This window comes from Demequina sp. NBRC 110052 (assembly GCF_002090075.1).
GTDB lineage: Bacteria > Actinomycetota > Actinomycetes > Actinomycetales > Demequinaceae > Demequina.
In genome coordinates, this window is sequence record NZ_BBRI01000003.1 from 665,075 (window position 1) to 692,027 (window position 26,953).

Here is a 26,953-nt window from a genome sequence, read left to right on the forward strand (position 1 = left end):
GGGGGAGCCCGCGGCCGGTGACCGCCGCGTCGGGCGTGAGGACGCTCAGTCCCGACGCTGACTGCGGCGTCCCCGCGTCAGCCGTTTGGGAACGAACCTCAGAGCGCCGCCGGCGATCCCGTACAGCGCCGACGGCGTCACCGTCACCTGCCCGCGTCGCACCGCCCCGAGCGCGCTGCTGACCACCTGCTCCGGGGTCAGCCACACGGACTCGGGGAAATCCTCGCGCATGTGCGCGAGCGTCGGCCCGTCGTGGAACTCAGTCCGCACCAGACCCGGCAGCACCACCGTCGCCGTCACCCCGGTACCCGAGAGCTGGCCCGCGAGCGCCTCGGTGAACTCGACGACCCAGCGCTTGTGCGCCGCATACGTCGAGTTGCCGAGGTGCGCGGCGATCGAAGCGACGTTCAGCACGGCGCCATGGCCCCGCTCGACCATGCCTGGCAGCGCCGCGTGGCTCAGCCGCATCGGCGCTGCCACCAGCACGTCGAGCATGCGCTTCTCGGCCTCCCACGACGACGCGAGGAAGCCCTCGCCCAGCCCGAACCCCGCATTGTTCACGAGCAGGCTCACCGGGCGCTCGCGGTCGTCGAGCCTCGCCGCCACCGTCTCCAGCTGCTCGGGGTCGGCGAGATCCGCGACGAGGACCTTCACGTCCACACCCGTGGCGGACGCGATCACCTCCGCCATCTCCGAGAGCCGGTCGCGCGAACGCGCGACGAGCACCACGTCGTGTCCGGCCGTCGCGAGCTGCCAGGCGAACTCCTCGCCCAGGCCCGCGGAAGCCCCCGTCACCAGTGCGGTCGCCATGCGCACAGCCTAGGCGAGCCAGGCCCCGCGCGGCGGTCGTGCAGGTACCGTGGTCGCCATGCGACTGGCCACCTGGAACGTGAACTCCGTCCGCGCGCGCGAGCCGCGCATCCTCGACTGGCTCGACCGGGCCGACGTGGACGTGCTCGCGATGCAGGAGATCAAGTGCAAGCCCGCACAGTTCCCTCTCGCGGGGTTCGAGGAGCGCGGCTACGAGGTCGCGATCCACGGTCTCAACCAGTGGAACGGGGTGGCGATCGCCTCGCGCGTGGGGCTCGACGACGTGGAGGAGGCATTCCCGGCGCAGCCGGCATTCGGCAAGCCCGGGCAGGAGCCTGTCGTTGAAGCGCGCGCGCTCGGCGCCACCGCAGGGGGCGTGCGCGTGTGGAGTCTCTACGTGCCCAACGGGCGGGGCCTCGCGGATCCGCACTACGCATACAAGCTGGACTTCCTCGCACGACTGCGGGACGCGTCACAGCAGTGGGCAGGCGCTCCTACTGCGCTCGTAGGCGACTTCAATGTCGCGCCGCTGCCCACGGACATCTGGTCCGAGGAGGACTCGGACGCTGAGACCCACGTGACGCGGGAGGCTCGCGACGCGTTTGCGTCGCTCGCGAACCACGGGTTCGAAGAGTTGTCGCGCCGATTCCTCCCGGCCGAGCGCACCTACACCTTCTGGGACTACAAGCAGCTGCGCTTCCCCAAGGGAGAGGGGATGAGGATCGACTTCGTCTATGCCTCCGCCCCGCTCGCGGCTCGTGCCACTGGATGCGAGATCGTGCGCGACGAGCGCAAGGGCAAGGGCGCGTCCGATCACGTCCCCGTCGTGGTGGACTTCGCCGACGCCTGACCCGGCGCCGGCGGAGGATCAGTGCGCGGTGCGCGTGCCGATAGCGCGCTGCACGTCAGGGTCGCCGAGGGAGGCGAGCCATTCGAGCAGATTCGCAGGCGTCGCTGGGTTCGAGGCGACGAGAGGGCGAAGCACCGGCTGGGCGTAGGCCAACTCGGCGAGCTGCTCTGGCGAGGCGTGCGGGTCCGCCGCGAGCGCGCGACCGATGCCGACGCCGGAATCGCCCGGAGCGGGGCCCAGCAGCTCGGTCACACGCATCTCGTGCTCCCCTTGGGCGCCCATGGCGGTCGAGGACTGCGGTGCCGCGGCGGTCCCCCCGACCACGGCATCCCGAATCAGCACCCCGATCACCATGAGCGGCACCAAGGGAAGAATCCACAGAAGTGGCGGATAGCTCGCGGACTCGACACCTGCCAGGGTCACGGCGGCCCCGATGAACACCACTGCGCCGATGGCAAACGCAAGGCGTGAGGTCAGGGTCAGTTCTACCTGAGGCAGGTACGAGGACGCGACGATCCCAGCGAAGAGGACCCCCGTGACGACCAGAACGATTTCCTCCGCCGACCAGTGCATCACTTCCTCCTCTCCAGGACCGGGCGCGCCTCTCGGCGAGCCCACGACGACTCTGGCACCGGCACTAGGGGTCGTAAAGCCCCATCTTCTGGGGGCACCCGGGCGTGGGTACCGCGCGGGGTATGAGGCTCCGTGTCGTCGCGCGCCCGCCCTCGCCCACCACGCCCTGGCGGCGTATGTGGGCCGTGAAGCCGCGTTTCACTGCCCCATCGCACCGCCCCGGGAGGGGCGTCACGCGTGACCGCCCGCACTCGGGCACTAAAGTGAGGGACACGGCCGGATCACGAGGGGGTACTCGCATGGCTGAGCGGACGATCGCGCTGGTCGAGGACCACGCGCTCATCGCGGTGGGCTTCCGCGACCTCGTCGAGGCCGCCGACGGGCTCACGCTCGCGGGGACCGTGGAGACGGTCGCCGACCTCGCATCCCTCGGCGCGACGCTGGACCTGGTCGTGCTCGACCTGCGGCTGACCGACGGCTCGCTGCCCGCGGACAACGTCGCCGCCATCCACCGGATGGGCGCGCACGTGCTGATCTACACGGGCGCGGAGGACCGTCGGCTGATCCAGTCTGCGGCCCGCTCGGGAGCGCTCGGACTCATCCGCAAGTCGAGCGAGCCCGAGGTGCTCATCGATGCGATCCGCACCGCCGCGGAGGGCCGTGAGGTCTTCGGCACCGACTGGGCGGCCGCGATCGACGCCGATGCGGGGCTCCAGGATGCCAAACTGTCGCGGCGCGAGCAGGAGATCCTGTCGCTGTACGCCTCGGGCGAGACCGCGGCGACGGTCGCGCGTCGGACCGGTCTGTCGCGCGAGACCGCGGCGACGGTCGCGCGTCGGACCGGTCTGTCGCGCGAGACCGTCGCGGACTACGTGAGCCGGATCCGCCGCAAGTACGCCGACGCCGGGCGGCCGGCGCAGTCGCGCATCGACCTCTACAAGCGCGCCGTCGAGGACGGGTACCTCGGGATCGACGGATGACGACGCGCGGCGCGACCCGCGTCGCCGTCACGTCCGAGACTCCGGCGCTCGACCGGATGCTTCGCATCCTGTACCTCTCGTGCGGGCTGAGCGGGCTGGTGTTCGCAGGGCTCATGCTCCCCACCGCGCTGTCCCAGGTGGATCACCTCCAGCCCACCTACGCCCTCGCGACGATCGTCATCGGGCTCGGCGCGCCGACGCTCCTGGCCCCTCTGGCACCGTGGGCCCCGCTGAGGCTCATGCGCATCTACGCAGGTTCGGTGGTGATCGCCTTTGCGATCATGCACCTCGCGTTCCCGTGGGCCATCGTGGACGGCCTGGGAACTCTCGACTCCCCACCGTGGCTCCAGGGGATCAACGCGCTCCACGCGGTCATCGCGGCCGTGGTGTGGAACAGCAACTGGGTGTGGCTGTACGGCGTGATGCAGGCGCCAGTGGTCGCCTTCACTCAGGTGCTCTCGCGACCCGTCGTCGACGAGAGGCCCTTCGTGGACGCGCTCGGAGGCACGCTGTACTCGCTCATTGTGATGGGCACGTCGCTGGCGCTGATCTACGCCGCCAAGCGCGTCGACGCCTCCGCGCGCACCGCGCGTGAGCAGGCTGCGGCCGAGGCGAGCACGGCCGCGCGCGAGCGCGAGGAGTCGCGCATCAACGCCATCGTGCATGACGACGTCATGTCGGTCCTCTACGCCGCCGCGAGCTCGCATCCGCCCACGGCCGTGGCCGAGCAGGCCACCGTCGCGCTGGACGAGATCGAACGCCTCGCCGCGGGCGACAGTCCCGACCGTCCTCTCACCCCAGGTGAGGTGCTCTCCATGCTGCGGGCCGCGGCGTTCGAGACCGCTCCCGAGGCGGACGTACGAGGCACCTCCGACGGTGACGGGACCATCCCCCACGAGGTGGCGTTCGCGGTGGTCGAGGCGCTCTCCGAGACGCTGCGCAACTCAATGCGCCACGCCGGAGGCGGCCGCGTGGAGCGCACAGTCCGCCTCACAGTCACACCCGACCTCATCACCGCGCGCGCCTCGGATGACGGCGCGGGCTTCGATCCCGCCACGGTGTCCGAGCGTCGCCTCGGAATCCGGGTGAGCATCGTCGAGCGCATGCGGCACGCAGGAGGCGACGCCACCGTCGACTCTACGCCGGGCCAGGGCACTGTTGTCTCACTCGTGTGGACGCGCGCATGACCGGCCAGCGCGGAGGGCGCCTGCCCGCGGACACCGCGACGCTTCTGCACCTCGGCTCTGAGCCCGCCCACGTGATCGTCGGCCTGTTCGCCGTCACCAACATCGCGTTCGCGATCATCTACGCGGACGCCGTCACCTTCCCCGCGGTCTCGATGGTCGCGCTCGTCCTCGTGCTCGGCGCTGCTGTCATGCTCATGGTGCCCGGGCCGGACCCGTATCCGCTCGCACGCACGTGGATCGTGATCGCCGTGGTGGGGGTGTCGACGGCACTCGTGACCTGGAACCTTCCCGACACCGGTGAGTTCGGCCGTGCGACGTGGCATCAGAGCGCCAACGCGTGGCTGCTGTTCTTCCTCGCGCTGCGGCGCCGCACAGGTCTCGCGTGGGTCGGCTTCGCACTCATGGCCGCGCTCACTGCGGCGTGGGGCGTCACCTCGGGGCGCGGTCCCCTCTCGACGCTCATGATGCTCAACACCCACGCCGGGACGCTCGTCGTGGCGACGCTGCTCGGGGCGGGCCTCAGGCGCGCGTCCCGGGACATCGACGCGTTCAGTGCGCGTGCCGACGAGGCGGCGCAGGCGCAGGCGGAGGCGCAGGCGCGGCGCGAGATCCGCCGACGCCGCGTCGCCGAGGTCGTCCAGACCGCCGGCGCCCCGCTGCGGCGCATCGCGCAGGGCGCACCGTTCACCGAGGCCGAGAGGGTGGACTTCCAGGCTGCCGAGGCGGATCTGCGCGATTCCGTGCGCGCCCGTGGCCTCACGACCCCCGCCGTCGTCACATCCGCGGCGGCCGCGCGGCGCCGAGGAGTCCAGGTGGTCCTGCTCGACGACCGTGGGGAGCCCGTCGCTGACGGGCTCGCCATGCAGCGCCTGTCCGACGCGGTGGCGAAGGTCCTCGACGACGCCACCGGGGGCGTGGTGACGGTCCGGCTGCTGCCACCCGGCAGGGAGACGCTGCTGACCATCGTCGCGCAGCAGGGCGACGACGCGACCAGGATCACGCTCGGCGCGGACGGCGGACGACTCGACTGACCCGATGCGCCGGTCTGGAGCGCACGGCATCGGAGATGACGAAGGCCGGACCTTGCGGTCCGGCCTTCGTCTCGATGCGCGCCCTGAGGGATTCGAACCCCCAACCTTCTGATCCGTAGTCAGATGCTCTATCCGTTGAGCTAAGGGCGCATGGCCCAGCGGGCCGAGACACGAGTATACAGGCATTCACGCGAGCCCGTGCACATGGTCGGCTCGTCGTCGCTTGCGGGTCCGGCGACGTAGAGTCAAGTCATCGCAATGTTGCGAAGGGAGGCGCAGAGGTGGCAGACACCACGACGTTGACGGGCCCCGGCGGCGCCCGCATGGACGTGGATGCGGAGGATGCCCGCATCCTCGACGCGGTGCTCGCCGTGTCCGCGACCGGCTCGCTCGAGGACGACCCGCGCGGCGCGGTCGCACGCGAGGCCGGGATCACCGTGGGACAGCTCCGCGAGCGCTACCCGGACCTGCGGGAGCTGCTGGTGGACGCGCTGCGCTGGCGGGACGATCGCGGCATCGAGGGCATGGATACGAACGAGCGCGATGGGCGAGGCCTGCTGCGGTCGTTCCTGGCGATCGCGCGCGGCAACGTCGAGGCGCCGGGCACCGTCGCGCTGTTCACCACGCTGTCCGCGGCAGCGACATCGCCCGATCACCCCGGCCACGAGTACTTCGCTGAACGCTACGCATGGCTGCGAGGGATCCTCGTCGACGCCCTGCGCGAGCTCGAGGAGGAGGGCGAGCTCATCGACGGCGCCGATCCGCTCTCGATCGCGACGCAGACGATCGCACTTCTCGACGGCCTGCAGGTGCAGTGGCTGCTGGACCGCGCGGCGGTGGACATGTCCGCGCTCGTCCGCGGCTTCCTCGACGTGTGGCTGCTCGATCCACTCTGATACGCCCCAGGTCAACGCTCCCGGACGCACGACGGCCCCCGTCGCTTCGACAGGGGCCGGGAGCGGAGACGGTGGGATTCGAACCCACGGATGGGTAACCCCATCACATCCTTAGCAGGGATGCACTTTCGGCCGCTCAGTCACGTCTCCTCGGCGCTGGACCGGGGTCCAGGGTACCGGTCGCGGGGCACGCCGAGCAACGCGGCCCCGCCGGGGCGGAGAGTGTGGGATTCGAACCCACGGAGACGGGTTACGCCTCAACGGTTTTCAAGACCGTCACCTTCGGCCGCTCGGTCAACTCTCCCGGTGCGTCAGCCGCCGTGCGGCGCCGCGCCCGTGCCATTGTGCCAGCCCTCCGGCAGGCCGGGCGTCACGATGCGAAGCTCGTACAGGGCCGCGACGCGCGCGAGCTCCACGTCGTAGGTTGCGATCGTGTCGATCGCGGGGTGGGCCACTGCAGCGCCGAGGTGCAGCGCCGCGAACGGCTTGAGGACCGCCGCAGCGTGGGTGGACACCGTGACGTTCTCGTCGGAGAACCGGATGAGGGGCATGCGTGAGCGCACGACCTCGACCACGTCGAACGCCTTCGCCTTCGTCTCCCGGGGGTAGAGCTCAGCGGCCTGCCTGAGCTCCGTGAGGCCCAGCTGAGTGGTGACCACCTCGCGCACGCGTGGCACCACCCACGCGTTCCACTCCTCGAAGTAGCGCACGCCGGGAAGGAACCTGCACAGGGCGGTGCCGTCGACGTAGATCACGTCCCCCAGGGTATCGCCGCGCGGCCCCGGTCTCCGTTGCCCGCGCCCGACGCGCCAGGCGCCCGTGAGCGCGCACTCGCCCCAGCGTCGGGCCCGTGACGCACGCACGCGCCGCCACCTCCCTGCCGAGGCGCGGCGCGTGCGTGTGCGCGCAGTGCGCGCGGTCCCCCTCCGGAGGCTCAGGCCCCCTTGAGACGCTTCATGGCGAGCTGGACGACAGCGATGAGGGCCTGCTTCGTGGCGGCCTTCTCACGCGCGTCCGTGTACATCATGGGCACCTCGGCGGAGACGCCGAGTGCCTCGCGAACGTCCTCGAGCTGGTGGCGGGCGACGCCGTCGAAGCAGTTGACGCATACGACGAACGGAATGCCCTTGCCCTCGAAGTAGTCGACCGCCGGGAAGCACTGGTCGAGTCGCTCGGTGTCGACAAGCACGACCGCGCCGATCGCGCCGCGCACCAGGTCGTCCCACATGAAGAGGAAGCGATCCTGGCCGGGGGTGCCGAACAGGTACAGCCACAGCGAGCCCGGCAGCGCGATGCGGCCGAAGTCCATCGCGACCGTGGTGGTGGTCTTGCGGTCGGTGACGCCGCCGGCATCGTCGATGCCGATCGACTTCTCCGTCATCGCCGCCTCAGTGTTGAGGGGGTCGATGTCCGAGATCGAGCCGATGAACGTGGTCTTGCCGACGGCGAAGCCGCCTGCGATCACGATCTTGACGACGGTGGGCGCCACGTGCGCGGGCGCAGCTGCCGCGGGCGCGTTAGAGGGCTGCGATGCCATCGAGGACACTCTCCAAGAGACTCAGGGACAGGCCGCCGTGCTCGTCATGCGTGCTCGCGTCGTCGGCCGTGCCACCAGTGTGAATTTTCAGGTGGTTTTCTTCTGCAAGGTCCGTCACGAGCACCCTGACCACACCCAGCGGAAGCCGGGTGTGGGCAGAGAGCTCCGCCACGGACTGATACTGACCCGCAGCGAGCTGCAGGATCGTTCTCTTCTCCGGGGTGATGCCCCGCAGAGCCTGAGGGTCGGCGAGCGACTCGACGAGGGCCTCCATGGGGAGGTCCTTGCCTGCTGCCTTCACGCGGCCGCCCGTGACTGCATACGGCCGGACCGCGTAGGTGTCCTCGCCGTCGTGCTCAGCTGGCTGGTCCGTCATGATCTCGCCCTACGCGCGCAGCTGACCGTCGGTCGGCAGGTTCTGGCGCATCTCGGTGATCAGCTGCGGCGTGAGAGCGTTCTCGGTGCGCGAGACGAGCAGCGTCATCTCGTAGCCGACGAGGCCCACGTCGCACGTCGAGTCTGCGGCGACGGCGAGCACCGAGCCGTTGGACACCGACATCAGGAACAGGAACAGCTCGTCCATCTCGATGATGGACTGGCGCACCTCGCCAGCGTTGAGCTGTCGCGCGGCTCCGCGCGTCAGCGACGCCATGCCGGACACGACTGCGGCGAGCGTGTCTCCGCCCGTGCGGTCGAGGTTCTTGGACATGGCCATCAGCAGGCCATCCGCGCTCACCACGAGCGTGTGACGGGTGCCGGGCACGGTCTGGACGAAGTTGTCCAGCAGCCAACCGAAGTTGGTGGCCTCGGGACTCAGTTCGCTCACTGCTCCTCCTTGGGGGTGTTGCAGCTCCTGTGGTGGAGCTCGATCATCGTTGTGGGGTGGGACATCTCTACTCGCTCACCGCCGGATCCGACTGCTGCTCGAACGCGGCGACGTCGGAACGGGCACGCTGGGTTCCTGAGTAGAAGTTCGAGAAGCGGCTGCGCACTGCCTCCGCATCGCGGGGCGCCGCGGGGATCGAGACCTCGGTTTCGAGCGGCTGTGGCGCGGGCCGCTCGGCCTCAGGCGCTTTCTGACGCTTGGCGAGCCCCGCGCGGGTCTTCTCGACCTTGGGACGCTCGGCGGTCAGCGAGCTGAACTCGGAGAACACGTCGCTCATGTCCGGCGCGCCCGAGTCCTCCTCGACCGGCTCCGGGTCGATCTGCACGACCGGGCGGTACGAGCGTGCGGACTCCGGCTCGGCGGCCTGGAGCGCGCTTGCGCCCGCGGCCTCCCAGCCGACAGGGTTCGCGAGCTGGTCGGGGGTGAAGGTCGACCGGTCGGGCGCGAAGCTCGTCGGAGCGGGCTGCGCGGCCGCCTGCGCTGACTGCACTGAGGCCACGTCGGCAGCCCAGTTGTCGTCCTGCGACGCCTCGGGCATGAACCCGCCGCCCGGACCGGGTGCGATGGGCACAGGGCCAGACGTCGGAGGCTGTGCCTGCTGCGTGGGCTGCAGGGGCTGCGCGGGAGCGGCCGGCTCGGGCACGGAGAAGGAGGTCTGCTGAGCACGCGCTGCGGCACCTGCGGCACCTGCAGCGGCACCCGCGGCGGCTGCGTCGCCCTTGCGTCCGAAGAGGCGGTTGAAGAACCCGCCGCGTGCGTCCTCGTCCTCACTCACTGCCGAGCTGATGAGGTCGTCCAGGCTCGGGGCGGGCTCGGGCGGCTGCGGGGCCGACGGGGCGGTCGCGGCCTGCGGCTGCTCGTGCTGAGACTGCTCCGCCTGCGGCGCAGGCTGATCCCACTGCTGGTAGGCCTGCGGCTGCTCGTGCTGAGACTGCTCCGCCTGCGGCGCAGGCTGACCCCACTGCTGGTAGGCCTCGGGCTGGTCCTGCTGGGGCGCCTGAGGTGCGTGCTGGCCCCACTGCTGGAACAGCTGGGGCGCCTGCGGCTGCTGAGGCTGCGGCGGAGCCTGCTCGCCCGACGCGTGCTGCTGCTCGCCGTAGGCACCCGCCGGGTAGTCCTCGAGCGACACGCTCTGGACTCCCGCCTGCGAGTCGTCCTCGAAGGCGGGCATCGCGAAGCCTTCTGGCTGCTCAGTCGCACCGGCCGGTGCCTCGTGCGCGGGCGCGGGCGCGGGCTCGTCATCCTCGAAGGTGGGGATCTCGAATGCCATCGCGGCGGCGTCCCCGGCGGCGGCTCCTGCGGCGGGCGCCGCGAAGTCGTCGTGACCAAAGCCGTGCTGAATGAGCGGGGACTGCCCGGTGGAAGGCGCGGGCTCCGACGCCTGCGCGGGCGCATCCTGCGGCTCCTCCTCGAGCGCCGGAGCGGAGGGCGGTGTCGCACTCTCGTCGGGCTCGAGCGTGGGCAGCGGGGCGGGCTCCGCCTCAGGCTGCTGCGTGGCGGAGCCGAAGGCCGCAGCCGCGCCGAAGGCGGCCGCCGCGTCGGACGGGCGCCTGCGAGACGGAAGCGCGCTCGGTGCCGCCTCCTCCGCGGGCGCGGCGGCAGGCTCCTCGCCTGCGCGGCGAGGACGGAAGCCGCGGAACATCGCAGCGCGCTGCTCGGCGCTCTGGGGCGCGACCTCGCTCGCCGAGACGGCGGGCGTGAAGCCTCCCGCGGCGGACTCGCCCTCGAGGGCCGAGAGCTGCTCGGCAGTCGCCTGCGCGGGCAGCGGGATCACAGGGGTGCGCTCGGCGGGGGCCTGCGGGCCATCCTCCGCGCGGCGGCGACGCGTGGGAAGCCCGGCGGGCGTCGCACCGTCGACCAGCGCGGTCGAGTCGGTGGCGGCACCCTCAGGGGCGGATGCGGCGTCCGCGGCGATGAGGGACTCCACGTCGCGAGCAGGCATCTGAGGCACGGGGATCGAGTCGTCCGCGGCGTCTCCCGCACGACCGGACAGGCTTGTGCCCTCCTCGATCTTGGACGGCGTGTAGGCCTCGAGCGAGGCCGCTGCGGTTCCGGCTGCCGCAGCGGCTGCCGCGGTGGGACGTGCCTGGCCCGCGGCTTCCGCGGGTCCGGTCAGCGGATTGTCGATGATCTCGTCGGCGACCGTCTGCGACGCACGCTGGCTCTGCGCCGCGGGTGCCTGGTGGTCGCGCTCGTCGAACAGCGCGGGCGGCAGCGTGACGACAGCCGTGGTTCCCTCGCCCTCGTGGGAGGTGATCTCGACGCGCGCACCGATGCGGCGCGCAATACGACCGACCACGAAGAGGCCGAGGCGCTGGGCCCCGAGGATCTCCGACGCCTGGTTGGAGGCGACGCGGGAGTTCGCCTCGTGGAGCTCCTCCGGGTTCATGCCGATGCCGGTGTCCACGACCTCGACGATGTACGCGCCGTCGCGCTCGCCGGTGCGCACGATCACGGGCGAGCCGGGGTCGGAGAACACGGTCGCGTTCTCGAGCAGCTCGGCGAAGAGGTGCGCAGCGGTCAGCGAGGAGTGTCCGACCATCGAGGGGTCGGCGTCGAGCTCAAGCTGGACGCGCTCGTACAGCTCGATCTCGGACGACGCGGTGCGGACCACGTCGGACAGCGGCATGGGGCGGCGCAGACGGCGACCGGTGTCGATGCCTGCGAGCACCAGGAGCGACTCCGAGTTGCGTCGCATTCGGGTTGCGAGGTGGTCCAGCGCGAAGAGCTTGGTGAGCGTGTCCGGGTTGTCCTCGGTGCGCTCCATCTCGTCGATCGACGCGAGCTGGCGGTTGAGGAGCACCTGGTCGCGGCGCGCGACGTTGACGAACATCTCGGAGATCGAGCCACGCAGCGCGGCCTGCTCGGCCGCGATGGACAGCGTCGCCGCGTTGACGCCGTTGAACGCCTCCGCCAGGCGGCCGACCTCATCGCTGGACTCCACGGGGATCTGGACCTCAGAGAGGTCCACGGACTCGCCCGGCATCGCGACTCGCTCCACGAGTCGCGGAAGCTCCTGGCGGACGGCGGTCGCCGTCGTCGTCAGGCGTCGCAGCGGCACGGTGATCTGGCGGGCGATGGTCGACGCGACGATGAACGCGATCGCGATAGCCGCGACCACGAGCAGCGTGACGAGGATCGTCTGCGTGACGAGCGCCTGCACGTTCTGGTCGGTGATCGCGACGACCTCGTCCCACGCCTGATCGATGATCGGCGTGAACTGGATGACCTCATTGTCCACAAGGCCGGGCCAGTCAGCCGACTGGGCGGCGACGAGCGACGAGTCGAGTCCGTTCAGCAACGAGGTGCGGACGGCGGTGTAGGTCGAGTTCGCGCCCGACGCAACGGACCGGAACTCCGGCACGGTGCCGAGCGACGGCACCGACTGCGTGGTCGCCTGGGCCTCGTCGAGCAGCAGGTCCGAACGGACGGCCTGCTCTCGCACGAAGGCGGGGTCCTGGGGGCCGAACTCACCTGCGCGGATCAGTCGCTGGTCGACGATCTTCTCGAACTCGAGGCTCTCGGTGAGCGACGTGAGACGGGCGGTCGCGGCAAGGCGCGACGTCAGATCCGAGTCGGTGGCAGTCGAGGTGGCGGCCTGGATCGACTGGTTCGAGAGGTCGATGATCTGCGTGTAGTAGTTGCGCGTGGTCGACGAGTTCGCGGTGCCCGCGAGCGTGTTGGCGCGCACGGCGGGAAGGTCCTCGAGCAGGACGGCTCCTGCGTCGATGCGCTCTCGCACCGGGGTGTTCTCGCCCGAGGATCCGATCTGCTGCGAGGCGGTCGTGAGGGCGTCGATGGAGACGAGGGTCTCGTCGTACACGGCGAGCAGCTCGGTGCGGATCTCCACGGGCTCGGTGAGGAGCTGGAGGAGCACGAGGCCCTCGGCGTTGAGACGGTTCGCGAGGCCTCCGAGGTACACGGCGGAGCCGGTCGATGCCGCCGCGCCCGACTCCTGCAGGCGCTCGACGGCGCTCGCGATGGTCGCGTAGTCGATTCGAGCCTGGGTGGCCTGCTGCTGCTCGGGGAACACGAGGCCGGTCTCGTCGGCCGTGATGCGGTCGACGCGCAGCTCGCCCAGGACGTTGCCGTTGGCGTCGGGCGTCATCAGAGCGCTGAGCTGCGACGAGAGCCGCGCAGCGTCCTCCGCGAGCGCGGGGTTCTCGGGGTCCTGCACCGTGGACAGGTAGTCCTGCAGGGTCGTGTAGGCCGTATTGGTGTCGGCCTGCGCGTCGGTGTAGGCCTCGCGACCCAGCTGTACGGAGTCGAGGAAGTTGACGGCGAGGTAGCGCTCGTCGGTGACGTCTGACTGGAAGTCGCGCGCCTCGGTGAGCGCGGCGACGACGGACTGGGTGTTGTTGGCGGCGGAGAGCTGGCCGACGGCCTGCGCAACGATGACGGCACCGGTCACCACGAGGATGAACAGCGGCACCGCGATGGTGAGCAGCATCTTGCCGCGGATACCCATTCTCTGGAGCATCGAACCCTCTCCTCTGGCCGCCGGATCGTCACCCGACGGCGTCCGCCCCGCACCGGGTGTGCGACGGCTCTCACGTCTTATCGGCCCGGGTGCCGAAAACATGAGCGCCAGCGGTCGAACGCCACATGAGACGTAATAGCGTGACCACTATGACGGCAGGAACGGGACAAGTGTGATGAATGTCACCCATATGTCCGACTTCGGCGGGCCCGAGATGTTGGTGCCCGGACACGCTCCCGACCCTACTGCCGGGCCTGGCGAGGTGGTGCTTGCTGTGGAGAGCGCGGGAGTGAACCCCGCGGACGCGCTCCAGCGCCGGGGTCTCTATCCGCCCCCGCCCGACGCTCCGGGCTGGCCGGGCCTCGAGGTCGCCGGCGTCGTGACTCAGGTGAGCGAAGGCGTCGGACGATGGGCCGCGGGCGACAGAGTGTGCGCCCTGCTCCCCGGAGGGGGCTACGCCGAGCAGGTCGCGGTCGATGCGTCGCTGGTGCTGCCGATCCCCGCAGGCTTGCAGGTGGTCGAGGCGGCCGCGCTGGTCGAGGCCGCATGCACGGTGTGGTCGAACCTCGACGCTGCGGGCGCCACGGCCGGTGACACCGTGCTCGTCCACGGCGGCCTCGGCGGCGTCGGATCGATCGCGGTGCAGTACGCCGCGGCGCGGGGCATGCGCGTGCTCGCGACGGCGCGGGGACCGGAGAGGGTCGCGCGCTGCCTCGACCTGGGGGCCGAGGCCGCATTCGACCACATCGCCGACGACTGGGTCGCGGGCGTGCGCGAGCGCGGCGGCGCCGACGTGATCCTCGACGTGGTGGGTGCGGCCTACCTCCAGCGCAATCTCGAGGCCCTTGCCACCGGCGGGCGACTCGTCGTCATCGGCCTGCAGAAGGGGGCGCGGGCCGAGCTCGACCTGGGCCTGCTGCTCGCCCGGCGCGCGAGCATCATCGGGACGACGCTGCGAGCGAGGCCGCTCGCGGAGCGCGCCGCGGTAGTGGCAGGTGTCGAGCGCGACGTGTGGCCGCTCGTGCCAGAGCGTGTGCGCCCGCTCGTCGCAGGCACGTTCCCACTCGCCGACGCTGCGGCAGCGCATCGGGCGCTGGAGGCGGGAGGCCTCGAGGGCTCGCTCGTGCTCACCGTCGGCGCCGACGGGCACCGGTGAGTCGGCGCTCCGAACGGACTCAGCCGAGCGTGCCTGCAGCGAGCGACGGCGCGAGCGCGGGCGAGATCGGCAAGCGCGGGATGAGCGTCGCCTGGACGGCGTGATACAGATCGGGCTTGCCGGGCCACACGGTCGCCGAGGGTCCGTTGGTGGCGCTCAGTTCGTGGTGCCACGACCCGTGCGCGTCGTCGATGAGGTGCTCGCCCGTGTAGTCCCACCACTGCTGGTACTGGGTCGCATACTCCGCCGCCTTGGTGCGGCGCCACAGCACTGCCGCGGCTCCGATCGCCTCAGCCGCTACCCAGTGCATGCGCTCGCGCACCACGGGAGCGCCCTCCCAGTCCACGGTATAGACGAAGCCGGGTTCACCGTCGACGCTCCAGCCGTCGGTCACGCCCTGCGCGTAGAGCGAGCGCGCGGCGGGCACCATCCACTCGGGTGCCGCGAGCCCGGCCTGCTGGAGCGACGACGCGAGCTGCACCGTCAGGCGCGCCCATTCGAAGCTATGCCCGATCGTCGCGCCGTAGGGGCGGAACGGGTGCGCGGGCTCGGCCTCGTTGAAGTCGAGCAGCGGATTCCAGTCCGCGTCGAAGTGCTCCGGCAGGCGCCAGCCGTGCGCGCGGGCGAGGGTGTCGAGGGCCCGGGTCGCGATGCGCAACGATCGGCCCAGCAGCTCGTGGTTGCCCGTCACGTCGGCCGCCGCAAGGTACGCCTCGAGCGTGTGCATGTTGGCGTTGATGCCGCGGTAGTCCTCCTCGTCCGCCCAGTCGCGCGAGAACGACTCGCGGCTCATGCCGTACGCCGCGTCCCAGAATCTCTCCGAGTGCACCGCGATGGCGTCCTCCAGGAGTGCTGCCGCGCCCGGGCGCCCCGCCGCGGTCGCCGACGCGGCGGCGAGGATCACGAACGCGTGGCCGTAGGCCTCCTTGGCATCATTCACGGGGCCGTCGGGGCCGACGGAGGCGAACCAGCCGCCGTGCTCCTCGTCCCGCAAGCGCCCCAGCAACGCGTCGATCCCATGGTCGGCGAGAGGGGCCGCGCCCGGGCGTCCGAGCAGCGCGCCGAGCGAGTAGACGTGCGTCATGCGGCACGTGATCCACAGCTCGACGATGCCCTCGACGCCGTCCGTCGCGTCGAGTGCGCCAGCAGCGTCGAGTCGCCCGAAGCCGCCGCGTGTATCGCGGCTCGCGCGCCCGAAGGCGAGCAGTCGGTCGGTCTCCGTCTCGAGCCAGCGATGGTGTGCAGGGGAGGCTAGCCACGTCATGCCGGTCAGCCTAGCCACCCTGGCACGCGCCGCGCATCAGGCGTCACATCATCGCGAGGCGATCAGGATCGATGAGGGACTCGAGCAGAGGCAGCACGCCGTCCTCGTCCACCGACCCGAGCACCTGCTGGGCCACCTCGCGCACCGCGTCGGGGGCGTTGCCCATCGCGGCCGACGTGCCCGCCCACCGCAGCATGTCCACGTCGTTGTAGCCGTCGCCCACGGCGACCGTGTGGTCGGGATAGACGCCGAGCTGGCGCCGCAGGCTCTCGAGCGCGGAGGCCTTGGACACGCCCGCAGGCGTGAGGTCGAGCCAGGCGGAGTAGCCGACGGCGTACGTCACATCGCTGAGACCGATCTGCCTCACGAGTGCGTCGAAGTGGCTCACGTCCGCGTCCGGCTTGCGGATGACCACGCGCGTGACCTCGTGCGTCGACAGGTCATCGAAGGAATCCACCACAATCTGCCGGCCGTCAAGCTCGCCCATGGGGAACTCGCGGTTGACGCGGAAGCCGACCCCCAGGTCCTCGACCGCGAAGAACGCATCGGGCATCTCCTCGCGGATCAGCTCAAGCGCCGCAGTGGGGTCGAACGTGACCTTCTCGATGATGTCGTAGCCGCCCGGGCTCGCGGGGTTGAGACGCACGGTCACGGCGCCATTCGCGCACACCGCCCAGCCACGCCGGATCCCCAGGCGCTCCGCCACGGGCATGGTGCCGATGATCGTGCGTCCCGTGGCGAGCACCACGTGCGTGCGGCACATGCGCACCTTCTCGACCGCCTCGACCACCGCGTCGGAGATGGATCCGCCCCAGTGCATGAGCGTGCCGTCGATGTCGAGTCCGACCAGGCGCCAGTCGTCCGAGGTGAGCGGCGGGCGCATCTGGGAGGGGTCGAGGCTCATGGCGGCACCTTACGCGACGAGCGTGACGCGGAGGTGAACCCACGCATCAGGCCCGCCCGACGCGTCGGGCGCCTGCCGCAGCGCCCTCGCCACCGCTGCATCCCGGTCAGGCGAGGGGCTCGAGCCGATCCACGCCGCCCAGGTAGGGACGCAGGACCTCGGGCACGTAGACGGAGCCGTCGGCCTGCTGGTGGTTCTCGAGGAGCGCGACGAGCCAGCGCGTGGTGCCGATCGTGCCGTTGACGGTCGCGACGGGCTCGCTCGCACCGCCCTCACGCTTCTCGCGGATCTTGAGGCGGCGCGCCTGATACGTGGTGCAGTTCGACGTGGACGTGACCTCCATCCACCGCTCCTGGCTGGGCAGCCACGCCTCGCAGTCGAACTTGCGGGCGGCGCTCATGCCCAGGTCGCCCGCCGCGGTGTCGATCACGCGGTAGGGAAGCTCGAGCGCCTGCAGCATGGCCTCCTCGGCGGCGAGGAAACGGGCGTGCTCCTCGGCCGCGTCCTCGGGGCGCACGTATGCGAACATCTCCACCTTGTGGAACTGGTGCACGCGGATGATGCCGCGCGTGTCACGGCCCGCCGAACCGGCCTCACGCCGGTAGCACGCGCTCCAGCCGGCGTAGCGAAGCCCGCCCTGCTCGAGGTCGAGAATCTCGTCCGTGTGATAGCCCGCGAGCGCCACCTCGGACGTGCCCGTGAGGTACAGGTCGTCGCGCTCGAGGTAGTAGATCTCGTCGGCGTGCTTGCCGAGGAAGCCGGTGCCGCTCATCACCTCAGGCCGCACGAGCGTGGGCGTGATCATGGGCGAGAAGCCGTGGTCGATCGCCGTCGCCATGGCGGCATTGAGGATCGCGAGCTCGAGGCGCGCGCCGATGCCCGTGAGGAAGTAGAAGCGCGCGCCGGAGACCTTCGCGCCGCGCTCCATGTCAATCGCCTTGAGCCCCTCGCCGATCGCCAGGTGGTCCTGGACCTCGACGCCCTCGGCCGCGAAGTCGCGCGGGCTGCCCACGTGGCGCAGAACGGCGAAGTCCTCGTCGCCGCCTGCAGGCACGCCCGGCTCGGGGATGTTGCCGAGCAACCGCGCAAGCTCGACGGACCGAGCCGCCGCCGCGTCGGACTGAGCCTGGAGCTCCTTGACCCTCGCCGCGAGCTCCTTGGTGCGCGCGAGCAGCTCCTGCTTCTCCTCGCCCTGCGCCTGCGCCACCAGCTTGCCGAGCGACTTCTGCTCCGCGCGGGCGGACTCGAACTCCTGCTGGGCCGCACGCCCGGCGGCGTCCGCCTCGAGCACCTGGTCCACGATCGCCGGGTCGTCGCCACGGGAGACCTGCGACTGTCGGACCAGGTCGGGCTCGGCACGCAGCAGCTTGAGGTCGATCATGCTGGTGAGTCTATCTGCGCCGCCGTAGGCTCAGGCTATGTGGCCGCTCACCCTCTCGATCGTCGCCGTGCTGCTGGCCGCCGCCGCACTGTCGCTCACCATCTCCATCACGCGCCGCATCGGCTCGCGTGATCCGGTCGCGGTGCCGCGGATCTGGCGCCGCGTCCTGCGCATCCAGCCCACGCCCCCGCAGACCGGCTTCGGTGCCGCGCGCGCGGGCCACGAGCGCGTCGCCTTCATCGCCAACCCGACCAAGGCGGGCATCGAGGAGCTGCGCGAGCAGGCGATGCGCGCGTGCGCGATCCGCTACCTGCCGCAGCCCATGTGGTTCTACACGACGGCCGACGACCCCGGCATCGGACAGGCGCAGGCCGCGCTCGAGCAGGGCGCCGACGTCGTGGTCGCCGTGGGCGGCGACGGCACCGTGCGGGCTGTCGCCCAGTCCCTCGCGGGCTCCGGCACTCCCATGGGCATCATCCCCATGGGGACGGGCAACCTCTTCGCACGCAACCTCGACCTCTCGCTGGGCGACACCCAGACGCTGCTGCGCACCGTGCTCGAGGGCGAGGAGCGCACTGTCGACGTGGGCTGGCTCGACCTCGAACGCGCCTTCCCCGGGCACGGCGAGGACGGCCGTCACCTGTTCCTCGTCATCGCGGGCGCAGGCTTTGACGCGGAGATGGTCGCGGGCGCCGACGAGAGCCTCAAGAAGCGGCTCGGCTGGTTCGCGTACTTCTTCGCGGCGATCGCGCACCTGGGGGAGAAGCGCATGCACGCGCGCGTGTCCGTCGACGGCGGCGAGGAGGTCGAGGGGCACATGCGAACCGTCCTCATGGCCAACATCGGCACCCTGCCGGGCGGCATCAAGCTCATCCCCGAGGCGACTATGGACGACGGCAGCCTCGACATCGCGACGCTCGACGCACGCGGCGGTGTGGTCGGCTGGACCGAGCTGTTCGGCCAGGTCGTCGCGCAGGGCGCCGGCATCAAGGACACGCGACTGCTGCGCATCCTCAAGACCTCCCGCATCGACCACGTGCGCGGCAAGGAGTTCGACATCCGCATGGACCAGCCGCAGAAGGTCCAGGTCGACGGCGAGTCGCTGGGCCGCGCCTCGCGCGTGCACGCGTTCGTGCAGCCCGCGGCCCTGACGCTCAGGGTGCCGCAAGGCTCGGCGCCCCCGCGCACGGACACGCCCGACGCGGAGGTCACCTCGGGAGAGGAAGCGGCGGACGATCTCGGGGCGGGACCGGACGCCGACGGGACCCAGGCTGCCGAGGCGGACGACTAGGGACGACGCTCGGGGCGCGCGAGCCAGCGCCCATGCGCGTGCGCGCTCGCCACGACCGTGCCCTCGCGCTGCGACGCTCCCAGCGTGAGACGCGGATACGGCGAGCCCGACCACGGCTCCATGCCGATCCTCACGAGCGGCCTCTCGCGCTCGGCGGCGACGCAGACCGCGTCGAGCTCCGCCCGCTGCGCCTCGCTCAACTGATACGCCATGACCGTGTGAACGATCGCGACGGGCCCAGGAGGCAGCCCGTCAAGCACGTGGGGAAGGTGGTGCGTGGCGTCGCCCGCGACCATCGTGACAGGAGTCTCGCGGCGTATCTCCAGCGCCGCGCGCAAGGTCGCGAGGCGATCCTCATGCTCGGGCCACACGAGCGCCTCGAGCCATGCCGCGCTCGCAGGATCAGTCGGGTCCACGGGATCGAGGTCGAGGCCGGTGCGTGACGCGATCGAGGGGACCGCGCGCGGAGGCCTGATCCCGTCGCGCAGCTCGCACGCGAGAGTCAGCTGCGAGGCGCCGCGATCGGACGCGGCGAGTTCCGTCGTCCCCTCGGCCGTCGCATAGCAGTAGTCGAAGCGATCGAGGCACAGGTTCAGCCCTGCGGACGCACCAATGTCGATCAGATGCACCGGCTCGCCCCACGCCTCCGCAGCGGCCGCGAGCCACGGCAGCACGGCCGCGGCACGGCTCGCCTCGTTCGTCTGGGTCCGGCGCGTGCGGCCCACCTCGAGCAGCGCGTCCGCGTGCGCGAGCACGTAATCACGGAACGCGACGAACGCCGCGTCGTCCGGCCTGCGCGCGTCGCCGCCCACGAGATGCGGATACCAGGCCGCGAGCGCGTCGTCCTCACCCAGGCGCAGCTTGACGCCTCCCAGCAGCAGGTTCATGGGCGGGGTGCGCGGGATCTGAGCCACGAGCGCGAGCAGCTCCGGGTCGGCGGCGACGCGGCGCGCGAGGAACGCGTAGAGCGGGGAGTCCGCGGCCGTCTCGGCCCACCGGCGCACCCCGCGCGCGAGGCCCTCGAGATCCCCGCGACCTGCCGCCACACCGTACGCGTCGCTCACGCACGCGACGCTAGCGCAGGACCCGGCCGCAGCGTCGGGCATGCGCGCCCCGCCGGCGCCCGTTCTGTCTAGGCTGAGACCCATGAGCGATGCACCAGGACTTGCTGCGGCCCAGGCCAAGATGCGGGAGGCCGGCGTGAGCCAGGCCGCCATCGACGTGTTCTCCCACTACTACGGCGAGCTCGAGGCCGGCGCGACCGGGCTCATCCTCGAGGACACCATCACGCCGCTCACCGATCCCGCCACCCTCGCGGACGCCCAGGTGCCCGACGAGGTCGCGCGCGAGGCGCTCGCGAAGACCGCGATCATCAAGCTCAACGGCGGCCTCGGCACGTCCATGGGCATGGACAGGGCGAAGTCCCTACTGCCGGTCCGCGACGGCGCCAGCTTCCTCGACCTCATCGCCGGGCAGATCCTCAGGACCCGCGAGGCGACCGGCGCCCCGCTGCCGCTCGTGCTCATGAACAGCTTCCGCACGCGCGACGACTCGCTCGAGGCGCTGTCCGCACACGCCGACCTCGCGGTGGACGGGCTGCCCCTGGACTTCCTCCAGAACAAGGAGCCCAAGCTGCTCGTGGACGGCCTCGAGCCCGTCGAGTGGCCGCAGGATCCCGAGCTCGAATGGTGCCCGCCAGGCCACGGCGACATCTACACCGCCATCCTCGCCTCGGGTGTCCTCGACGCCCTGCTGGACGCCGGCTTCCGGTACGCGTGCGTGTCCAACGCCGACAACCTCGGCGCCGTGCCCAGCGCGACCCTCGCAGGCTGGTTCGCCGCGTCGGGAGCGCCATACGCCGCCGAGCTGTGCCCCCGCACCGCGATGGACCGCAAGGGCGGTCACCTCGCAGTCCGCAAGTCCGACGGCCAGCTGATCCTGCGCGACACCGCGCAGACCGCCGAGGACGAGATGCACTTCTTCACCGACGAGTTCCACCACCCGTTCTTCCACACCAACAACCTGTGGTGGGACCTCGAGAAGCTCAAGGTGGCGCTGACGGAGCGCGGCGCGGTGCTGGGGCTGCCGCTGATCCGCAACGTCAAGCACGTCGACCCCACCGACAAGGAGTCGCCCGAGGTCTTCCAGATCGAGACCGCCATGGGCGCCGCGATCGAGGTCTTCGAGGGCGCCACCGCCATCGTCGTGGGACGCGACCGCTTCCTGCCCGTCAAGACGACCAACGAGCTGCTGCTGCTGCGCTCGGACGCCTACACGCTCGACGAGGACGGCGCACTGCGTCTCGCGGTGAGGAAGGCCCCAACCATCCAGCTCGACCCCGACTTCTACAAGACGGTGCAGGACTTCGATCGCCGGTTCCCGCACGGCGCGCCCTCGCTCAAGGAGGCCTCGTCGCTCACGGTGAACGGCGACTGGACCTTCGGTGCGAACGTCGTGGTGCGTGGCACCGTCGTGCTCGAGGACGACAACGGCGAGCCCAACCGCGTGCCCGATGGCGCCGTGCTCGAGGGCGGTATCACCGAGGGCTGACCTCGCGGCTGCCCAGATAGCGTCGGTCCAGCTAGGGAACAGAGTCGACTGAGACCTAGGCCGATTCTCCTAAGCCAACTCGGACGGGGTGAGAGGCGTGGCGGCAACAGCGACGAGGCCATCACCGGCGGGCTGCCAGCGTTCGTCGTGGCACAGATACGAATGCAATGCGGCCTCGTCGCCTTGCGCTGCGACAAAGTTCACCTTGAGGTGCGTGGAGGCACGTGCCACTGCTTGGCTGCGTGCCCACTCGACGAGTTCGAGCGCGCTGTCGGAAACGACTTTGTGGACGTCCACCCAGGCGTCGCCGGTCCAGAACTCGACGTAGTAGGTGGCGTGGTCACTCTCGGCGCGGATGTCTCGCTCGTCAACCGTTCCGTGGTCTTGCAGCATGTCAGGCTCCGGTCGTGAAGGTGTGTTGCGGATCGCTAGCGTGCGGAGATTGTCCCTCCCCAAAGCGTCGCATAGGTTCCCAAAGCGCCTGTTCCCGGCCAGGTGATCCGGTATGTGCCTGACCCTTGCCAGTAGCCAGTGCCTGTGCCGAGGTTCCCCTGCGTCGGGCAGTACACCGTGCCACGGTCTCCGTTCACCTTCACTGAGGTTGAGCCAGACGAGGTTCGGGTTCGCTGCCAGCTTGTCGCAAAGTACGAGCGATACATGAAAGTACAGTTCACCTTGACGGTGACGTACGAGTAGCCGCTTCCGGAACAGCCGATCCGCACTTTGTAGATCGCCCCCTTCGCGCCCGTGGAGTAGTGGGGGCTGTCTGGTCCGGCGGCGCAGATCACCCACGTGCCTCCAGCGGTCAGACTTGTGCGCGCGAGAGAGACAGGATCTGCGTTCAGCAGCGAGGAGTCGACTTGGTCGGAGTCGAGAATCACGAACTCGCCGTCAGCCAAGTCGGCGAATGGTACTGAATCGCTTGCATCTTCAGGCGGTGCGTCAATATCGCTACTCTCAGGATCCTGAGCGACATTGGCGGCCGCCACAATGCCAGTGCTCATGGCCAGCGACACCGCCAGCACTGCCGTTGCGAACGCTCGAGTCAACCGCTTCATGGATACAACCCCCTTGTTGCAGGCCGAGCCCCACTCTGCTCTGAGGTCCCGATACCCCGCACGGTGTTGCTCACTTTAAGTCCGACATGTCGGTCATTCCAGGACTTTGCGCCCAGATGCTCAGTCGTGGCGGAACCGAGTGCGAGAGCCAGCAAGCCCACGTGAACGGCCCCGGTGCGGCCTGCAGTCGAGTCGAGCACGGTGCAGCCGTCGCAAGTGACACGCCTCAGGGGACGGACAGTCCGTCTGATACGACGCGGACCTCACCGTCGTCGCACTCCACGTCGTCATTGCTTGGGCACAGAAATTGCCCGACAGGCCTTACGCCCAGACGAGGCCCTGCGCGGGGTCGTTCATGACGCGACCCACGTCTGCGAGCACGCGCGCGCCCAGCTCCCCGTCGACGAGACGGTGATCCATGCTCAGCGCGAGCTGCGTGACCCAGCGCACCTGGATCTCGCCCTCGTGCACCCACGGCTGCTGGCGGATGGCGCCGAACGCGAGGATTGCGGACTCGCCCGGATTGAGGATCGGTGTGCCAGTGTCGATACCGAGCGGTCCGACATTCGTGATCGTGATCGTGCCGTCCTGCAGCGCCGCAGGCGTGGTGCGCCCCTCGCGCGCCGCGACCGTGAGGTCCTGCAGCCGCTCCGCGAGGTCGTGCAGCGGCATGCGGTGCGCGTCCTTGATGTTCGGCACCATGAGACCCCGCGGGGTCGAGGCCGCGATGCCGAGGTTCACGTAGTGCTTGTAGACGATCTCCTGGCGCTCCTCGTCCCACGAGGCGTTGACCTCGGGATGACGGCGCACCGCGAGCAGCAGCGCCTTGGCGACGATGAGCAGCGGCGTGACGCGCACGTCAGCGAACTCGCGATCGGCCTTGAGGCGCGCGACGAGATTCATCGTCTCCGTGACGTCCACGGTGAGGAACACCGTGACGTGCGGCGCGGTGAAAGCCGAGGACACCATCGCCTCGGCAGTGCGCTTGCGCACCGACTTCACCGGCACACGCGTGGCGCGACCGTCGCGGGTCATCGTGCCCTGCGCAAGCCACGGCTGGTCATCGCCCGGATACAGCGCGAGCTCTCGCGGGCTGTGTGCCTTGGAGGCCGACTCGACGTCCTCGCGCGTGACGAGACCCCCGGGCCCTGAAGGCGTCACCGTCGTGAGGTCGACGCCGAGTTCCTTGGCGAGCTTGCGCACCGGCGGCTTCGCGAGCACCGGGTAGTCGCTGTCGCCCTCGCCGCCGATCGGCTCGAGCGCATCGGACTTGCGAGGGCGGCGGTGCGCTGCCCCGGCCTTGACTCCGTAACCCACGAGCACCGAACCGGAGCCTTCGTCCGCGGGTGCCTGTGCCGGTGCGGGCGCCTGCGCCCCAGCCGGCTCCTCGACAGCACGAACCGGATCCGCGGACGACACCCCGGCCGTCGCGGGCTCAGCAACACTGGACGCCCGCGCGTCGGCTCCAGAATGGTTCGCACTGTCCGGAGCGGGCGCGGCGGGGGCTGCGTCCGTTGCGGTGGGGTCGGCGCCGGGAGCTGCCTCGCCAGCGGGGTCCACGTCGAAGCGCGCGATGTCCGCACCGACCTCGACCGTGTCGCCCACCTGCGCGAGCAACTCGGTGACGACACCGTCGAACGGGCAGGGAAGCTCGACGAGGGACTTGGCCGTCTCAACCTCGAGCAGCGGCTGGTTGACCTCGACGGTGTCGCCGACGGCGACGTGCCAGGTGACGATGTCGGCCTCGGTCAGGCCCTCGCCTGCATCGGGCATGCGGAACGTCTCGAAGGTGGGCATGGCGCTCCCCTAGTGCTTGGCGACGCGGTCGACGGCGTCGAGGACGCGATCGAGAGTCGGCAGGTAGTCGTGTTCGAACTTGGCCCCAGGGTAGGGCGTGTGGAATCCGCCCACCCTCAGGACGGGCGCGTGGAGGTGGTAGAAGGCCTCCTCAGAGACGCGCGCCGCGATCTCGGCCCCTACGCCGTGCAGCGTGGGCGCCTCGTGCACGACGACGACGCGGCCCGTGCGCTTGGCGGAACGGATCACGGTGGTGAAGTCCAGGGGCGAGATCGAGCGCAGGTCGACGACCTCGACGCTCGTGCCCTCGCTCGCCGCCACCTCGGCGGCCTGCATCGCGGTGCGCATCGTGGGGCCATAAGCCACGAGCGTGACGTCGCTGCCCGTCCGGGCAATGCGGGCACGGCCCAGGTCCGCCGTCGCCGTCGCGCCGTCCAGCCGCGTGCGGACTGCCGCGGTGTCCACGTCGCCCTTGTCCCAGTAGCGGGCCTTGGGCTCGAGGAACAGCACCGGGTCGGGCGAGAAGATCGACTGCTGGATCATGTCGTAGGCGTCCTGCGGATTCGCAGGGCTCACCAGGCGCAGGCCGGCGGTGTGCGCGAACAGCGCCTCGATGCTCTCGGAGTGGTGCTCGACCGCGCCGATGCCGCCAGCGAACGGCACGCGGATCACGACCGGCACCTCGATGCGCCCATGCGAGCGGTAGTGCATCTTCGCCAGCTGCGTGGTGATCTGGTTGAACGCGGGGAAGATGAAGCCGTCGAACTGGATCTCGACCACAGGGCGGTAGCCGCGCATGGACATGCCGATCGCGGTGCCGACGATGCCGGACTCGGCGAGCGGGGTGTCCATGACGCGCGCGTCGCCGAAGTCCTTGTGGAGGCCGTCGGTGACGCGGAACACGCCGCCCAGGGCACCGATGTCCTCGCCCATGAGCAGCACCTTGGGGTCGCGCTCCATCGCGGCGCGGAGCCCGGCGTTGATGGCGCCGGCCATGGTCATGGTCTTGATGGTGGACTCGGGCGCGGGCGCGGTCGTGCCCGACGCGCGGTGCTGGGTCTCGGTCATGCGTGCGCCCCCTCGTCGGTGAAGGACCTCTGGTATCGATCGAACCATGCGCGCTCGGCTTCCACCTGCTGGTGGGGCTCGGCGTACACGTGGTCGAACATGGTGAGCAGCGGCGGACGCTCCCAGCTCTTGACGGCCTCGCGGGTGCGCTTGCCCAGCGCCTTCGCCTCCGCCTCGACTTCGGCGCGGAACTCGTCGGACAGTTCGCCGTGCTTGAGGAGGTACGCCTCGAGGCGTGCGATCGGGTCGCGCTGCGCCCAGTGCTCCTCGTCGGCGCGCGTGCGGTAGCGCGTGGGGTCGTCCGACGTGGTGTGGGCGCCCATGCGATACGTGAACGCCTCGATGAGCACCGGCCCTGCGCCCGAGCGCGCGTGCTTCAAGGCCCACTGCGTGACGGCGTACGAGGCGAGGACGTCGTTGCCGTCCACGCGCACCGACGGGATGCCGACGCCGTCGGCGCGGCGCGCGAGCGGCACCTTGGCCTGGCGCGTGGTCGGCTCGGAGATCGCGAACTGGTTGTTCTGCACGAAGAACACGATCGGGGCGTCGTTGACGGCCGCGAAGATGTGCGCTTCGTTGACGTCGCCTTGGCTGGTCGCGCCGTCGCCGTAGTAGCAGACGACAGCGCCGTCCGCGTCGGGGTTGCCGGAGGCGACCAAGCCGTCCCTGTCCATCGCCATCGCGTAGCCCGTGGCGTGCAGCGAGTGCGCGCCGATCACGAGCGTGTACAGGTGGAACGAGTGCGCCGCCGGATCCCATGAGCCGTGCTCGAGCCCACGGAACAACGTGAGGATCTGCGGCAGGTCGACTCCGCGCGTGAACGCGACGCCGTGCTCGCGGTAACTGGGGAAGACGTAGTCGGGCTCGCGGATCGCGCGGCCCGAGCCGATCTGCGCGGCCTCCTGGCCCAGCGCGGGCACCCACAGGCCGAGCTCACCCTGGCGCTGAAGGCTCGTCGCCTCCATGTCGAAGGCGCGCGTCATCGTCATGTCGCGCCAGAAGCCGCGGAGGTCCTCTGCGGTGAGGTGCTCGACGTACGGCTCCCAGTCGGGATCGGCGAGCCTCTCGCCGTGCCTGTCGAGCAAGGTCACCAGTCCGTCGTCGCTCAGCGGTCCGTGCCTGTCCACGCTGCCTCCTGTCGGTCCGGGCGCACGGGATCCCCGCGCGCTAACTTACGCAAGCGTAGGCTACGGTTCCGTAGGTTGCAAGACATGCCGCAGCGTCGGGCATGTCGGGGGCCCGACATGCAGGGGT

The 26,953-nt window shown here is 70.5% G+C and carries 24 protein-coding genes and 3 tRNA genes; 8 read left to right on the top strand and 19 right to left on the bottom strand.

The window, feature by feature from the left end; genetic code table 11:
* Positions 1-45: 45 nt before the first annotated feature.
* Positions 46-810 (bottom strand): SDR family oxidoreductase, encoded by a 765-nt coding sequence (locus B7K21_RS10615; protein ID WP_084075391.1) that lies wholly within the window; start codon positions 808-810, stop codon positions 46-48.
* Positions 811-868: 58 nt separating this feature from the next.
* Here B7K21_RS10615 and B7K21_RS10620 point away from each other — a divergent pair, with 58 nt between their 5' ends.
* Complete coding sequence (locus B7K21_RS10620) at positions 869-1,660, top strand: exodeoxyribonuclease III (RefSeq protein WP_084075497.1); 792 nt, start codon at positions 869-871, stop codon at positions 1,658-1,660.
* Between the two features lie 18 nt (positions 1,661-1,678).
* Here B7K21_RS10620 and B7K21_RS10625 read toward each other — a convergent pair whose 3' ends face one another.
* On the bottom strand, positions 1,679-2,233 hold the full coding sequence (locus B7K21_RS10625; protein WP_084075392.1) for a hypothetical protein: 555 nt from the start codon (positions 2,231-2,233) through the stop codon (positions 1,679-1,681).
* A gap of 299 nt (positions 2,234-2,532) precedes the next feature.
* Between B7K21_RS10625 and B7K21_RS10630 the strand changes: the two genes are divergently transcribed.
* From B7K21_RS10630 to B7K21_RS10640, 3 genes are read left to right on the top strand one after another with little or no spacing between them, the layout of a single operon-like run.
* Complete coding sequence (locus B7K21_RS10630) at positions 2,533-3,213, top strand: response regulator transcription factor (protein WP_084075393.1); 681 nt, start codon at positions 2,533-2,535, stop codon at positions 3,211-3,213.
* Positions 3,210-4,400, top strand: a complete 1,191-nt coding sequence (locus B7K21_RS10635) for a sensor histidine kinase (RefSeq protein ID WP_084075394.1) — start codon at positions 3,210-3,212, stop codon at positions 4,398-4,400. The genes B7K21_RS10630 and B7K21_RS10635 overlap by 4 nt, the downstream gene beginning before the upstream one ends.
* Positions 4,397-5,431, top strand: coding sequence for a hypothetical protein (locus B7K21_RS10640; RefSeq protein ID WP_144016185.1), 1,035 nt, complete (start codon positions 4,397-4,399; stop codon positions 5,429-5,431). The genes B7K21_RS10635 and B7K21_RS10640 overlap by 4 nt, the downstream gene beginning before the upstream one ends.
* Positions 5,432-5,508: 77 nt before the next feature.
* On the opposite strand, the gene B7K21_RS10645 is transcribed toward B7K21_RS10640, so the two are convergent.
* A tRNA-Arg gene (locus B7K21_RS10645) sits at positions 5,509-5,581 on the bottom strand.
* Between the two features lie 131 nt (positions 5,582-5,712).
* Between B7K21_RS10645 and B7K21_RS10650 the strand changes: the two genes are divergently transcribed.
* Positions 5,713-6,327 (top strand): TetR family transcriptional regulator C-terminal domain-containing protein, encoded by a 615-nt coding sequence (locus tag B7K21_RS10650; protein WP_084075396.1) that lies wholly within the window; start codon positions 5,713-5,715, stop codon positions 6,325-6,327.
* 63 nt (positions 6,328-6,390) lie between these two features.
* On the opposite strand, the gene B7K21_RS10655 is transcribed toward B7K21_RS10650, so the two are convergent.
* The 7 genes from B7K21_RS10655 to B7K21_RS10685 all read right to left on the bottom strand — a co-directional run bounded on the left by B7K21_RS10655 (position 6,391) and on the right by B7K21_RS10685 (position 13,230).
* Positions 6,391-6,477, bottom strand: a tRNA-Ser gene (locus B7K21_RS10655).
* Positions 6,478-6,543: 66 nt separating this feature from the next.
* Positions 6,544-6,631, bottom strand: a tRNA-Ser gene (locus tag B7K21_RS10660).
* Positions 6,632-6,638: 7 nt separating this feature from the next.
* A complete protein-coding gene (locus tag B7K21_RS10665) occupies positions 6,639-7,082 on the bottom strand; it encodes a hypothetical protein (RefSeq protein ID WP_234989277.1) in 444 nt (147 codons plus the stop codon).
* A gap of 179 nt (positions 7,083-7,261) precedes the next feature.
* A complete protein-coding gene (locus B7K21_RS10670; RefSeq protein WP_084075397.1) occupies positions 7,262-7,864 on the bottom strand; it encodes an ATP/GTP-binding protein in 603 nt (200 codons plus the stop codon).
* Positions 7,845-8,240 carry a DUF742 domain-containing protein gene (locus B7K21_RS10675; protein ID WP_084075398.1) on the bottom strand — a complete coding sequence of 132 codons (396 nt, stop codon included), beginning with the start codon at positions 8,238-8,240 and terminating at the stop codon, positions 7,845-7,847. The genes B7K21_RS10670 and B7K21_RS10675 overlap by 20 nt, the downstream gene beginning before the upstream one ends.
* Before the next feature lie 9 nt (positions 8,241-8,249).
* Positions 8,250-8,681: a roadblock/LC7 domain-containing protein gene (locus B7K21_RS10680; protein ID WP_373994285.1), complete on the bottom strand. Its 432-nt coding sequence runs from the start codon at positions 8,679-8,681 to the stop codon at positions 8,250-8,252.
* Positions 8,682-8,757: 76 nt separating this feature from the next.
* Positions 8,758-13,230, bottom strand: coding sequence for an ATP-binding protein (locus B7K21_RS10685; protein ID WP_159448495.1), 4,473 nt, complete (start codon positions 13,228-13,230; stop codon positions 8,758-8,760).
* A 175-nt stretch (positions 13,231-13,405) separates the two neighbouring features.
* Here B7K21_RS10685 and B7K21_RS10690 point away from each other — a divergent pair, with 175 nt between their 5' ends.
* Complete coding sequence (locus B7K21_RS10690) at positions 13,406-14,386, top strand: zinc-binding dehydrogenase (protein WP_084075401.1); 981 nt, start codon at positions 13,406-13,408, stop codon at positions 14,384-14,386.
* Positions 14,387-14,405: 19 nt separating this feature from the next.
* On the opposite strand, the gene B7K21_RS10695 is transcribed toward B7K21_RS10690, so the two are convergent.
* The 3 genes from B7K21_RS10695 to serS all read right to left on the bottom strand — a co-directional run bounded on the left by B7K21_RS10695 (position 14,406) and on the right by serS (position 17,935).
* Entirely contained in the window at positions 14,406-15,650 is a 1,245-nt protein-coding gene (locus B7K21_RS10695) for an AGE family epimerase/isomerase (RefSeq protein WP_084075402.1), read from the bottom strand.
* A gap of 43 nt (positions 15,651-15,693) precedes the next feature.
* Complete coding sequence (locus B7K21_RS10700; RefSeq protein WP_234989278.1) at positions 15,694-16,554, bottom strand: HAD family hydrolase; 861 nt, start codon at positions 16,552-16,554, stop codon at positions 15,694-15,696.
* 106 nt (positions 16,555-16,660) lie between these two features.
* Positions 16,661-17,935 (bottom strand): serine--tRNA ligase, encoded by a 1,275-nt coding sequence (serS, locus tag B7K21_RS10705; protein WP_084075403.1) that lies wholly within the window; start codon positions 17,933-17,935, stop codon positions 16,661-16,663.
* A gap of 37 nt (positions 17,936-17,972) precedes the next feature.
* Here serS and B7K21_RS10710 point away from each other — a divergent pair, with 37 nt between their 5' ends.
* A complete protein-coding gene (locus B7K21_RS10710; RefSeq protein WP_084075404.1) occupies positions 17,973-19,226 on the top strand; it encodes a diacylglycerol kinase family protein in 1,254 nt (417 codons plus the stop codon).
* Here B7K21_RS10710 and B7K21_RS10715 read toward each other — a convergent pair.
* A complete protein-coding gene (locus B7K21_RS10715; RefSeq protein ID WP_159448496.1) occupies positions 19,223-20,290 on the bottom strand; it encodes a DUF2332 domain-containing protein in 1,068 nt (355 codons plus the stop codon). The two genes, B7K21_RS10710 and B7K21_RS10715, sit on opposite strands and share 4 nt — an antisense overlap.
* An 82-nt stretch (positions 20,291-20,372) precedes the next feature.
* On the opposite strand from B7K21_RS10715, the gene B7K21_RS10720 reads away from it, so the two are divergent.
* The gene (locus B7K21_RS10720) at positions 20,373-21,776 is read left to right on the top strand and encodes a UTP--glucose-1-phosphate uridylyltransferase (protein WP_084075406.1); all 1,404 of its coding nucleotides are present in this window, start codon (positions 20,373-20,375) and stop codon (positions 21,774-21,776) included.
* A gap of 69 nt (positions 21,777-21,845) precedes the next feature.
* Here the strand turns inward: B7K21_RS10720 and B7K21_RS10725 are convergent, their stop codons facing one another.
* The 5 genes from B7K21_RS10725 to pdhA all read right to left on the bottom strand — a co-directional run bounded on the left by B7K21_RS10725 (position 21,846) and on the right by pdhA (position 26,826).
* Positions 21,846-22,169 (bottom strand): hypothetical protein, encoded by a 324-nt coding sequence (locus tag B7K21_RS10725; RefSeq protein WP_084075407.1) that lies wholly within the window; start codon positions 22,167-22,169, stop codon positions 21,846-21,848.
* 35 nt (positions 22,170-22,204) lie between these two features.
* The gene (locus B7K21_RS12490; protein WP_144016186.1) at positions 22,205-22,834 is read right to left on the bottom strand and encodes a hypothetical protein; all 630 of its coding nucleotides are present in this window, start codon (positions 22,832-22,834) and stop codon (positions 22,205-22,207) included.
* 321 nt (positions 22,835-23,155) lie between these two features.
* The gene (locus B7K21_RS10730) at positions 23,156-24,631 is read right to left on the bottom strand and encodes a dihydrolipoamide acetyltransferase family protein (RefSeq protein ID WP_084075408.1); all 1,476 of its coding nucleotides are present in this window, start codon (positions 24,629-24,631) and stop codon (positions 23,156-23,158) included.
* A 9-nt stretch (positions 24,632-24,640) separates the two neighbouring features.
* Entirely contained in the window at positions 24,641-25,699 is a 1,059-nt protein-coding gene (locus tag B7K21_RS10735; RefSeq protein ID WP_084075409.1) for an alpha-ketoacid dehydrogenase subunit beta, read from the bottom strand.
* The gene (gene pdhA / locus B7K21_RS10740; RefSeq protein WP_084075410.1) at positions 25,696-26,826 is read right to left on the bottom strand and encodes a pyruvate dehydrogenase (acetyl-transferring) E1 component subunit alpha; all 1,131 of its coding nucleotides are present in this window, start codon (positions 26,824-26,826) and stop codon (positions 25,696-25,698) included. The genes B7K21_RS10735 and pdhA overlap by 4 nt, the downstream gene beginning before the upstream one ends.
* Positions 26,827-26,953 lie beyond the last annotated feature (127 nt).

Excerpts from the sequence above, each read along its gene's own strand:
- B7K21_RS10625 (WP_084075392.1), bottom strand. The coding sequence starts at position 2,233 with ATGCACTGGTCGGCGGAGGAAATCGTTCTGGTCGTCACGGGGGTCCTC.
- B7K21_RS10720 (WP_084075406.1), top strand. The coding sequence starts at position 20,373 with ATGAGCGATGCACCAGGACTTGCTGCGGCCCAGGCCAAGATGCGGGAG.
- B7K21_RS10700 (WP_234989278.1), bottom strand. The coding sequence starts at position 16,554 with ATGAGCCTCGACCCCTCCCAGATGCGCCCGCCGCTCACCTCGGACGAC.
- B7K21_RS10730 (WP_084075408.1), bottom strand. The coding sequence starts at position 24,631 with ATGCCCACCTTCGAGACGTTCCGCATGCCCGATGCAGGCGAGGGCCTG.
- B7K21_RS10635 (WP_084075394.1), top strand. The coding sequence starts at position 3,210 with ATGACGACGCGCGGCGCGACCCGCGTCGCCGTCACGTCCGAGACTCCG.
- serS (WP_084075403.1), bottom strand. The coding sequence starts at position 17,935 with ATGATCGACCTCAAGCTGCTGCGTGCCGAGCCCGACCTGGTCCGACAG.
- B7K21_RS10630 (WP_084075393.1), top strand. The coding sequence starts at position 2,533 with ATGGCTGAGCGGACGATCGCGCTGGTCGAGGACCACGCGCTCATCGCG.
- B7K21_RS10675 (WP_084075398.1), bottom strand. The coding sequence starts at position 8,240 with ATGACGGACCAGCCAGCTGAGCACGACGGCGAGGACACCTACGCGGTC.
- B7K21_RS10695 (WP_084075402.1), bottom strand. The coding sequence starts at position 15,650 with ATGACGTGGCTAGCCTCCCCTGCACACCATCGCTGGCTCGAGACGGAG.
- B7K21_RS10690 (WP_084075401.1), top strand. The coding sequence starts at position 13,406 with ATGAATGTCACCCATATGTCCGACTTCGGCGGGCCCGAGATGTTGGTG.
- B7K21_RS10640 (WP_144016185.1), top strand. The coding sequence starts at position 4,397 with ATGACCGGCCAGCGCGGAGGGCGCCTGCCCGCGGACACCGCGACGCTT.
- B7K21_RS10670 (WP_084075397.1), bottom strand. The coding sequence starts at position 7,864 with ATGGCATCGCAGCCCTCTAACGCGCCCGCGGCAGCTGCGCCCGCGCAC.
- B7K21_RS10615 (WP_084075391.1), bottom strand. The coding sequence starts at position 810 with ATGGCGACCGCACTGGTGACGGGGGCTTCCGCGGGCCTGGGCGAGGAG.
- B7K21_RS10710 (WP_084075404.1), top strand. The coding sequence starts at position 17,973 with ATGTGGCCGCTCACCCTCTCGATCGTCGCCGTGCTGCTGGCCGCCGCC.
- B7K21_RS10735 (WP_084075409.1), bottom strand. The coding sequence starts at position 25,699 with ATGACCGAGACCCAGCACCGCGCGTCGGGCACGACCGCGCCCGCGCCC.
- B7K21_RS10620 (WP_084075497.1), top strand. The coding sequence starts at position 869 with ATGCGACTGGCCACCTGGAACGTGAACTCCGTCCGCGCGCGCGAGCCG.
- B7K21_RS10685 (WP_159448495.1), bottom strand. The coding sequence starts at position 13,230 with ATGCTCCAGAGAATGGGTATCCGCGGCAAGATGCTGCTCACCATCGCG.
- B7K21_RS12490 (WP_144016186.1), bottom strand. The coding sequence starts at position 22,834 with ATGAAGCGGTTGACTCGAGCGTTCGCAACGGCAGTGCTGGCGGTGTCG.
- B7K21_RS10725 (WP_084075407.1), bottom strand. The coding sequence starts at position 22,169 with ATGCTGCAAGACCACGGAACGGTTGACGAGCGAGACATCCGCGCCGAG.